At 72.8% G+C, this 8765-nt stretch carries 10 protein-coding genes and 3 tRNA genes; 8 read left to right on the forward strand and 5 right to left on the reverse strand.

Annotated features, from left to right (window positions below):
• Positions 1-64 precede the first annotated feature (64 nt).
• Positions 65-135, reverse strand: a tRNA-Cys gene (locus tag GCU69_RS16725).
• Between the two features lie 30 nt (positions 136-165).
• Positions 166-238: transfer RNA gene (locus GCU69_RS16730), tRNA-Gly, on the reverse strand.
• A gap of 157 nt (positions 239-395) precedes the next feature.
• Between GCU69_RS16730 and GCU69_RS16735 the strand changes: the two genes are divergently transcribed.
• The 3 genes from GCU69_RS16735 to GCU69_RS16745 are packed head-to-tail and all read left to right on the forward strand — an operon-like array spanning position 396 to position 3240.
• Positions 396-1508 carry a chorismate-binding protein gene (locus GCU69_RS16735; protein WP_156206518.1) on the forward strand — a complete coding sequence of 371 codons (1113 nt, stop codon included), beginning with the start codon at positions 396-398 and terminating at the stop codon, positions 1506-1508.
• The gene (locus GCU69_RS16740; protein ID WP_098750969.1) at positions 1505-2368 is read left to right on the forward strand and encodes an aminotransferase class IV; all 864 of its coding nucleotides are present in this window, start codon (positions 1505-1507) and stop codon (positions 2366-2368) included. The genes GCU69_RS16735 and GCU69_RS16740 overlap by 4 nt, the downstream gene beginning before the upstream one ends.
• A 32-nt stretch (positions 2369-2400) precedes the next feature.
• Positions 2401-3240, forward strand: a complete 840-nt coding sequence (locus GCU69_RS16745; RefSeq protein WP_098750968.1) for a GNAT family N-acetyltransferase — start codon at positions 2401-2403, stop codon at positions 3238-3240.
• Between the two features lie 316 nt (positions 3241-3556).
• On the opposite strand, the gene GCU69_RS16750 is transcribed toward GCU69_RS16745, so the two are convergent.
• Complete coding sequence (locus GCU69_RS16750; RefSeq protein ID WP_098750963.1) at positions 3557-4072, reverse strand: DsbA family protein; 516 nt, start codon at positions 4070-4072, stop codon at positions 3557-3559.
• A 219-nt stretch (positions 4073-4291) separates the two neighbouring features.
• Here GCU69_RS16750 and GCU69_RS16755 point away from each other — a divergent pair, with 219 nt between their 5' ends.
• A complete protein-coding gene (locus GCU69_RS16755) occupies positions 4292-4780 on the forward strand; it encodes a hypothetical protein (protein ID WP_156206519.1) in 489 nt (162 codons plus the stop codon).
• Positions 4781-4848: 68 nt separating this feature from the next.
• The gene (locus GCU69_RS16760) at positions 4849-5064 is read left to right on the forward strand and encodes a hypothetical protein (protein ID WP_098750961.1); all 216 of its coding nucleotides are present in this window, start codon (positions 4849-4851) and stop codon (positions 5062-5064) included.
• Positions 5065-5137: 73 nt separating this feature from the next.
• Here the strand turns inward: GCU69_RS16760 and GCU69_RS16765 are convergent, their stop codons facing one another.
• Both GCU69_RS16765 and GCU69_RS16770 read right to left on the reverse strand, forming a co-directional pair.
• On the reverse strand, positions 5138-5695 hold the full coding sequence (locus GCU69_RS16765; protein WP_098750960.1) for a CGNR zinc finger domain-containing protein: 558 nt from the start codon (positions 5693-5695) through the stop codon (positions 5138-5140).
• Positions 5696-5920: 225 nt separating this feature from the next.
• A complete protein-coding gene (locus GCU69_RS16770) occupies positions 5921-6334 on the reverse strand; it encodes an SsgA family sporulation/cell division regulator (RefSeq protein WP_003959770.1) in 414 nt (137 codons plus the stop codon).
• A 189-nt stretch (positions 6335-6523) separates the two neighbouring features.
• On the opposite strand from GCU69_RS16770, the gene GCU69_RS16775 reads away from it, so the two are divergent.
• The 3 genes from GCU69_RS16775 to GCU69_RS16785 all read left to right on the forward strand — a co-directional run bounded on the left by GCU69_RS16775 (position 6524) and on the right by GCU69_RS16785 (position 8731).
• Positions 6524-7090, forward strand: coding sequence for a TIGR02611 family protein (locus GCU69_RS16775; RefSeq protein WP_156206520.1), 567 nt, complete (start codon positions 6524-6526; stop codon positions 7088-7090).
• Positions 7091-7172: 82 nt separating this feature from the next.
• Positions 7173-7247 (forward strand) — tRNA-Val (locus GCU69_RS16780).
• A gap of 215 nt (positions 7248-7462) precedes the next feature.
• Entirely contained in the window at positions 7463-8731 is a 1269-nt protein-coding gene (locus GCU69_RS16785; RefSeq protein ID WP_156206521.1) for an ABC transporter substrate-binding protein, read from the forward strand.
• The last annotated feature ends 34 nt before the right edge of the window (positions 8732-8765 follow it).

An 8765-nucleotide genomic window follows, 5' to 3' on the forward strand; every position in this document is an offset into this window, starting at 1 on the left:
CTGGGATTGAACCAGTGACCTCTTCCGTGTCAGGGAAGCGCTCTCCCGCTGAGCTAATCGTCCGAGGTGGAGACGGGATTTGAACCCGTGTAGACGGCTTTGCAGGCCGTTGCCTCGCCTCTCGGCCACTCCACCAGCGCGGAGGTCGATGAGACCCCCACTCCGAGCGGACGACGAGATTCGAACTCGCGACCCTCACCTTGGCAAGGTGATGCTCTACCAACTGAGCCACGTCCGCAGGTCGTGCTCCGGGGCGCTTGCGTCCCGGCGACGTGTTGAACTCTAGCGGATTCCTGGGCCAGCTCAAATTCCGTTTGCGCAGCGTGCTGCGCTGGTTGCCCGTCCGAGTCGGTCCGGACCACCCCCGCCGCGGACCCGGCCATAGACTCGGCGGCGTGTCCCACCTCGCCCCCATGGCGCGCTTCGGCGGTCTCGTCGCCGCTGACCTGCGTGATGTCACCAGCGACCCGGAGGCCCTCGACTCGGCCGGTTTCTGGGCGGTCGTCGCGGACTTCGAGGGGAAGCTGGTGTGCGCGCGCTTCGGGGACGTACGGCCCGCGCCGGTCCCCGCCCCGGTCCCCGGCGCCTGGAGGGGCCCGGCCGCCGGGGAGTGGACGTCGTCCCTGGACCGGGCCGCGTACACCGCGGGCGTAGGGCGGATCCGGCGGCACATCGCGGCGGGCGAGGTCTACCAGGCCAATCTGTGCCGGGTGCTGTCCGCCCCGCTGCCCGACCCCGGGCACGCCGACGTGGACGCGCTCACCGCACTGCTGGCCCGCGGCAACCCGGCCCCGTACGCGGGAACGGTGCGGCTGCCCGCGCACGGCGTCGAGGTCGCCACAGCCTCGCCCGAGCTGTTCCTGCGGCGCTCGGGCGGGGTCGTGGAGTCCGGCCCGATCAAGGGCACCGGCCGCACGGCGGCCGATCTGCTGGAGAAGGACCACGCCGAGAACGTGATGATCGTCGACCTGGTCCGCAACGACCTCGGCCGGGTCTGTGCCACCGGCTCGGTGACCGTTCCCGAACTCTGCGCGGTCGAGGAACACCCCGGCCTCGTCCACCTCGTCTCCACCGTCCGCGGGCAGTTCCCGCCGGACGCCGGCTGGCCGGAGCTGCTGGCGGCGGCCTTCCCGCCCGGTTCCGTCACCGGCGCCCCGAAGTCCAGCGCGCTGCGGATCATCGGCGCGCTGGAGACCGCGCCCCGCGGCCCGTACTGCGGCGGTATCGGCTGGGTCGACGCCGACCGCGGCACGGGAGCCCTGGCCGTCGGCATCCGGACGTTCTGGACCGACCGTGCGGGACCCGGCGGCCCGCGGCTGTGCTTCGGCACCGGCGCCGGGATCACCTGGGGCTCCGACCCCGGTCGGGAGTGGGACGAGACCGAGCTCAAGGCGGCCCGATTGCTCGCGATAGCGTCGGGTACCCCGGCACGACAGGGCGGCGCGGGGCAGCAACCGGGGGCCGGGGAACAGGCGCCGGCCCGGGCGACGCGAGGGGAAGCACAGTGAAGATCTGGCTCGACGGGACGCTGCGGGACGCCGAGGGCGCACGGGTCTCCGTCCTCGATCACGGCCTGACGGTGGGGGACGGCGTCTTCGAGACGCTCAAGGCCGTCCACGGACAGGCGTTCGCACTGACCCGGCACCTGGACCGGCTGGCGGTCTCCGCGCGCGGCCTCGGCCTGCCCGAGCCCGACCTCGACGAGGTGCGGCGGGCCTGCGAGGCGGTCCTGACGGCCAACCCGATGCCGTACGGCCGGCTGCGCATCACGTACACCGGCGGTCTGTCCCCGCTCGGCTCCGACCGCGGCACGGCCGGTCCCACGCTGGTCGTCGCCCTCGGCGAGGCGCAGCGGCTGCCCGACAGCACGGCCGTGGTGACGGTGCCCTGGGTGCGGAACGAGCGCGGCGCGCTGACCGGCCTGAAGAGCACCTCGTACGCCGAGAACGTGATGGCGCTCGCCCGGGCGCACGAGCGGGGCGCCTCCGAGGCGCTGTTCGGGAACACCGTCGGCGCGCTGTGCGAGGGCACCGGCTCCAACGTCTTCGTGGTGCTCGACGGCGCCCTGTACACCCCGCCGCTCGCCTCCGGCTGCCTCGCCGGGATCACCCGCGCCCTGGTCGCCGAGTGGGCCGGCGCCGAGGAGGCCGAGCTGCCGCTGGACGTGCTGGACCGCGCCGACGAGGTCTTCCTGACCTCGACCCTGCGCGACGTACAGGGCGTGCACGCCATCGACGGCCGGCTGCTGCCCGGCGCCCCCGGGCCGGTCACCGCCAAGGCGCGGCGGATCTTCACCGAGCGGGCGGCCGCCGACCCCGACCCGCGCCCGGCCGGCCGGCCCGCCCCGGGAGCCGGCGAAACGGGGTGACGCAGCGCGGCCGAGCCGGTACAACACCCTTGATGACCACCACTCTGCGGCCCATGGGGCCGGAACGGCACACCCCGGACGGCGGGCGCTCGCGCGGCTACGAGGTCTGCGTCAACAGCCGTCCCGTCGGCTCGGTCGGACTCAGTACGGACAGCCGCCTCGGCCCGGGTGCCGGCCGCATCCAGGGCCTGCGGATAGCCGAACAGGACCGGCGGCGCGGCCGGGGCACCGTCGCGGCGCTGGCCGCCGAGGAGGTGCTGCGGGGCTGGGGGTGCACCCGGATCGAGATCACGGTGCCCGCGTCGGCCGGCGCGGCCCGCGCCATGGCCGACGGCCTCGGCTACACCGAGCGCAACCGCATCCTGAGCAAGCGGGTGCCGGCGCGGCCGCCCTCGCTGCCGCCCGGCAGCGCGGCCCGGGCGATGAACGCCACCGAGTTCGAGGCGTGGCTGGAGGCGTCCAAGGAGGACTACGCGCGCAGTTGGACGGAGCGCGGCGTGCCCGAGGAGGCGGCGCGGGCCAAGTCCGAGGACGACCACCGGCGGAAGCTGCCGGACGGTGTGCGCACGTCCGGCGCGGTGCTGCGCGTCCTGTCGCACGAGGGCCGGGACGCGGGCACGCTCTGGCTGGCCGTGGGGGAGGGGCTGCCGGAGGCGGTGGACGCGTTCGTGTTCGACGTGGAGGTCGACGCGGAGCTGCGCGGCCGGGGCCACGGCCGTTCGCTGATGCTGCTCGCCGAGCGGGAGTGCCGGGCGGCGGGCGCGGACGTCCTCGGGCTGAACGTCTTCACCAGCAACACCCCGGCGCGGCGGCTGTACGAGTCCCTGGGCTACGAGCCGGTGCTGTACGGCCTGTACAAGCCGCTGGCCTGAACGCGAGCCCGGGCGGGGCACCGGGTCCCGGGCTGCGCCCCCTGCCCGGGCCGGGACGGTCCCGGGCGCGGGTTCGGGACGAGGGCGCCGCGCTCACGGCGGCGGGCGAGCGCGGTGCGGGCGACGGGCGGGCGACGGGCGGTGGGCGGAGACGCCGAAACAGCCTGCCCGATGCCCCGTACTGCCCGGTGCCTCCCCGTACTGCCAGGCCCCCTCCGCCGCCCGCGTCCGGCCCGGCCGCCCGCCCCTGCCCGGTGCCCCGCCCCCGTCCTTCCCCGGTCCGCCGCCGGGGCGGCGTGGACGCGCCCGGAGCCGGTCAGTCCGTGCGTTCCGCCAGCAGCCGGTCGGCGATCTCCTCGATCCGCTCCCGCAGACCGTCCTGGCTCTTCCCGCCGTCCAGGCGCTCGCCGCCGATGACGTACGTCGGTGTACCGGTCACCCCGATCGCGGCGCCCTCCGCCTGGTCCGCGTCGACGATCAGCAGATGCCGGCCGTCGATCAGGGCGGTGTCCAGTTCCTCCGTGTCCAGGCCCAGCTCGCCCGCGATCTCCAGCAGCATTTTCTCGCCATGTCGGCCGAGGTCCTCCGCGCGCTCCAGCACGGCCTCGGCGAACGCCCAGCCCCGGCCCTGCACGGCGGCCTCCTCGGCGGCCTGGGCGGCCGCGTAGGCGTGCCGGTGCTTCTCCAGCGGGAAGTGCCGCAGCCGGAGCTCCAGGGCGTCGCCGTAGCGGTCCCGGAGGGCGCGGAGGTCCGTGAGGGCGGTACGGCAGTCGGTGCACTGCAGTTCGCACCAGACGTCGAGGACGGCACGGCCGGGGGTGGGGTCGCTCATGGCACCAGTCTGGCAGTTCCCCGCGGGCCGCCCGTACCCGCCCGTACCCGGCCGGAGGAGCCGGACCGGGACCTGAGGACGAGATCGACCCTGAGAACGGCCCGGAGACTGCGCCGGGACGTGGCCCCGACGGCCGCACACGGTGCACGATGGAAGGACACGGCGGCACACGGGGACGGGAGTGGAGATGTTGTCTGTTACGGCCGGTGGGAGCGCGCCATGCTGACGACGACCATCTGCGTGGCCCTGTCCGCGGCGGGCCTGGCCATCGCCCTGCTCACCGCGTACCGGCGCCGCTTCGCGGCCGCGACGCGGATCGCCGCGTTCGCGCTGCTGCCGGTGGGGCTGGCCATGGCGGGGCTGGTGGACCTCGGCGCCGACGTCGTCGCGGCCGCGGCCGACTGGGGCACGGACCTGGTCCTCAAGCCGGCCGTCTGGGGCGGCTTCGGCGTGCTGGCCGTGTCCGCGGTCCTCTTCGTCACCGCCCGGGTCGCGGGCAGGCGCGGCGGGTCCCGCAAGGAGCGCAAGGCCGCCGGAGCGGCGCGCCGGGACGCGGTGGCGCCCGGTGCCTCGGCCCCGGCGCTCGGCTCCGGCGACCGGGCCGCCGGGCCCCGGGCCGCGCCGAAGCAGAAGTCCGGCGCGACGGACACCGCCGGGCTCGACGGTCTCGAGGACATCGAGGCCATCCTCAGGAAGCACGGGATCTGACGAAGTCCGGGTGAATCTTGGCGTGTTTGGTCACCGGGAACGGATCTCTGCGTCATCATCTGCGCGAGATGAACAACGACCTGTCCTCCCCGGCTGCCGAACGCCCGCTGACCTGCACCGCGGAGAGTTCCGTCGCTCCTCGCACCGGCCCGGTCGAGCCCGTCGCGCCCCCCGAGCCGCGCGGCTGCCTGTTCGCGCTCTCCCAGCCGCCGCTGATGCTGTTCCTCGCCGTCATCGGCGGCCTGTTGCTCTTCGGCGCCGTGTACGACCTCTACCGCTGGTGAGCCTCCACCGCCGGCAGCCGTCCGGACGCCGGGCCGTCCCCGCGGCAGGGGGCGCCCGGCGGCCCCGGAGCGGTCACTCCGCGGCCTCCCGGCGGCGCGCCCGGTACGCGGCGACGTGCAGCCGGTTGCCGCACGTGCGGCTGTCGCAGTAGCGCCGCGAGCGGTTGCGGGACAGGTCGACGAAGGCCCGTCGGCAGTCCGGCGCGTCGCAGCGCCGCAGCCGCTCCCGCTCGCCCGCGACGACGAGGAAGGCGAGGGCCATGCCGCCGTCCGCCGCGAGGTGCTCGGCCAGGGTCGCGCCCGGCGCGAAGTAGTGGATGTGCCAGTCGTAGCCGTCGTGGTCCGTGAGCCGGGGCGTGGTGCCCGCGGCGGCCACCATGCCGTTGAGCAGCTCGGCGGCGTCCGGGGTGGAGCCGGCCTCGAACACCGCCGCGAACTTGGCGCGCACCGCCCGCACGGCCGTGAGGTCCGCCTCGCCCAGCGTGCCGACGTCGCTGATGTTGTTGCGCCGCACGAAGTCGCGGAGGGCGGGCAGATCCGTGAGCGTGTCGGGCTCCGGCTCCTCCGCGGAGGTGTTCACGAGATCGGTCACGCAGTCGAGAGCGCACCGGGTGTCGTGGTTGATCAGCACGGGTTCGCTCCTGGCCGGTGGTCGGGCGGCTGTCATGTCGATGACGCCCGACTGTAGCGGCTCGGCGCGCGAGGGTGCCTCCGCCGCGGAAGGCTGCCGCGGCGGAGGCACCGGTGTGCTGTCGGTCGTGCCGGTGAGGGATCCGCAGCCGTCGCCCCGAGTCGGACGGCTGCGGACGGTGGATACCGGGGCTACGGCCGGTGGCCGGTCACCGCCCCGCCTCCCTCAGCTCTCCGCGAGGATGTGGGAGAGTTCGGTGTCGAGGTCGAAGTGCCGGTGCTCGGTGCCGGGAGGCACCGCGGCGTCGGTTCGCTTGAGGAACGATTCCAGGGCCCGCGCCGGGGCCTCGAGCAGAGCCTCTCCCTCCGGGGAGCTGAGGGCGATGCAGACGACCCCCTGTCCGTGGCTGCGGGACGGCCACACCCGGACGTCTCCGGTGCCGGTCGGACGGTGCAGGCCCTCCGCGAGGAGGTCGCGGGCGAACACCCACTCGACGGTCTCCTCGGCTCCGGTGTGGAAGGTGGCGTGCACGGCGTAAGGGTCGGCCGTGTCATACCGCAGACCCGCGGGAACGGGCAGGGACGACTCGCTCGACACAACGAGGCGCAAGTGCAGCTCGCAGCTGACCGTGGTGTTCATAAGCGCCATGGCCTTTCGCTCAGTGTGCGCTCGGGGATTCGCACGTCGGCGAAATCGACATGCCACCTACGGTCCCGTTGTAAACCCCTCTGACCGTTTTGCGGGTGTTCAGGTACCTCGTATGGCGGATTTCACGGTCCTCCTTGCGGCCGTTCCGGTGAGTCTCCGGTGTCGGGTAGCTTGTGGAACATGAACGCGGAGAGTGACGGTCGGGGAACGGCCGCCGATGTGGCGACGTTGGAAGCCCCGGCGGAGGAGGGTGCTGCCGGAGTGCGGAACGGGCGGCGGGATGCGACGGTGGTCGGGACGGAAGCGGAGTCCGGGCCGGAGGCGGAGACGGTGGCTGAGCCGGAGGCCGGGCGCGAACCCGGTGCGGAGGACGAGCCGCAGCTGGGCTCGCGGGCGCCCCGGTTCATCAAGGCCTCCCGGCCGCTGCATGTGAGCTGGCAGGTCGGCGTGTTCCTGGTCGGCCTCGCGGTGGTCGCGGCCGGCGCGTCGATGCTGGTCCTTCCCGGCCCCGGCTGGGTGGTGATCTTCGCCGGCATGGCGATCTGGGCGACCGAGTTCGTCTGGGCGCAGCTGGTGCTGCGCTGGACCAAGCGGAAGGTCAAGGAGGCCACCCGGCGGGCCCTCGACCCCAAGGTGCGCCGCAGGAACATCATTCTGACGACGGTGGGCTGCGTGATCGCGGCGGCCGCCCTCGGCGCGTATCTCTGGCAGTACGGCCTCGCCATGCCGTGGACTCCGGGGAAGTGACCGTGCGGGCCGCCGCCCCGCGGCGGCCCTCGGGCATGGTCCGGGGCACCGGCTGACATGCGGTAATGTTGTGCCCGCGCCCGGGCGATTAGCTCAGCGGGAGAGCGCTTCGTTCACACCGAAGAGGTCACTGGTTCGATCCCAGTATCGCCCACCACGAGCCGCGGCTCCGAAGGTTTCAAGCCTTCGGGGCCGCGGCTTTTTGCTGATCCCGGGCAGGTCCGTGCGGCCGCCGGCCGGGAGTGCGGGCGGTGGATCCGGTCCGAACCGTTGACGGTGCTGACGGCGCTCTCTACTTTGTCCCAGCAAGCGCTTGCCTAAAACGATTCAATCTCGTTCGGGCGGCTGAACGCCGTCCAGGAAGGCCGTGCCATGAGGGCTGGGCGAAACGTGTCAATGCGGAGATCGGCCGCGGGGCTGCTGGCGCTGGGGCTGCTGGCCGCCGGCTGCGGAGGAAGCGGCGGCAGCGGTGGCGACGGCACCGTGACCATCCGCTACTCGTGGTGGGGCGACGCCAGCCGGGCGAAACTGATCAACGAGACGGTCGACCTCTTCGAGAAGAAGCACCCGAAGATCAAGGTCAAGACCGACTTCCTGGAGTACGCGGACTTCTGGAAGAAGTTCGCGACCCAGTCCGCGGGCGGAGGCGCCCCGGACGTCTTCCAGAACTCGGCCGCCTTCCTCCGCGAGTACGGCGACAAGAACGTGCTCCTGGACCTGAACTCGCAGGTCGAGGCCGGAAAGCTGAACATGGAGGGCTTCCGCGCCGGGCTGGAGAAGGCGGGTGAGATCGACGGCAAGCTGCTCGCGGTACCCGTCGGCGGCAACACCTTCAGCCTGATCTACAACGTCGAGGAGTTCGAGAAGGCCGGCATCGAGCCGGAGAAGGGCTGGACCTGGGACGACTACCAGGCCGGCATCGAGAAGATCAGCAAGAAGGGCGGCATCAAGGGCGCCGCCTCCAACGCCGGCGTCATGTACTTCTACGACCTCCTCCTCCGGCAGCAGGGCAAGGCCTTCTTCACCGAGGACGGCAAGCTCGGCTTCGCCAAGTCCGACCTGAAGAAGTGGTGGAGCGACAACTACGCCGATGTCCGGAACGGCACCCTGATCTCGCAGAAGAAGGCCGACCAGGCGGCCCCGAAGTCGACGATGTCCTCCGACCTGGTGGCCTCCGAGTTCTCCTGGGACAACTTCATCGTCCGCTGGTCCGCCGAGACCGACACCGAGATGGCCCTGGCTCCCATCCCGACCACGGACGGCAAGAAGACCGGGCAGTACTACTCCTCGCTGATGCTGAGCGGCTACGCCCGCACCGAGCACCCGGCCGAGGTGGCCCAGTTCATCGACTTCATGGTGCACGAGCCCGAGGTCGGCAAGGTCATGGGCTACAACCGCGGCGTGCTCGCCACCGAGGCGCAGTACGAGGCGTACCGGCCCGAGGGACCGGACAAGCTGGTCGCCGAGTACGAGGAAGAGGTCACCGACCTCATCGAGCCGATGACCCCGCACCCCGCCGGCACCTCCGTGGCCGAGGCCGCGTTCCTGCGGATCTGGGGCGATGTCGCCCACGGCAAGTCCTCCGTCGACGAGGGCGTCGACCAGTTCTTCTCCGAGGCCGAGCAGGCGCTCGGGTCCTGACGTGCCCGACCCGACCGACACGAAGGCCGATGTA

The organism is Streptomyces lycii, assembly GCF_009735685.1.
Taxonomy (GTDB): Bacteria; Actinomycetota; Actinomycetes; order Streptomycetales; family Streptomycetaceae; genus Streptomyces; species Streptomyces lycii.

Excerpts from the sequence above, each read along its gene's own strand:
- GCU69_RS16745 (WP_098750968.1), top strand. The coding sequence starts at position 2,401 with ATGACCACCACTCTGCGGCCCATGGGGCCGGAACGGCACACCCCGGAC.
- GCU69_RS16755 (WP_156206519.1), top strand. The coding sequence starts at position 4,292 with ATGCTGACGACGACCATCTGCGTGGCCCTGTCCGCGGCGGGCCTGGCC.
- GCU69_RS16775 (WP_156206520.1), top strand. The coding sequence starts at position 6,524 with ATGAACGCGGAGAGTGACGGTCGGGGAACGGCCGCCGATGTGGCGACG.
- GCU69_RS16785 (WP_156206521.1), top strand. The coding sequence starts at position 7,463 with ATGAGGGCTGGGCGAAACGTGTCAATGCGGAGATCGGCCGCGGGGCTG.
- GCU69_RS16750 (WP_098750963.1), bottom strand. The coding sequence starts at position 4,072 with ATGAGCGACCCCACCCCCGGCCGTGCCGTCCTCGACGTCTGGTGCGAA.
- GCU69_RS16760 (WP_098750961.1), top strand. The coding sequence starts at position 4,849 with ATGAACAACGACCTGTCCTCCCCGGCTGCCGAACGCCCGCTGACCTGC.
- GCU69_RS16770 (WP_003959770.1), bottom strand. The coding sequence starts at position 6,334 with ATGAACACCACGGTCAGCTGCGAGCTGCACTTGCGCCTCGTTGTGTCG.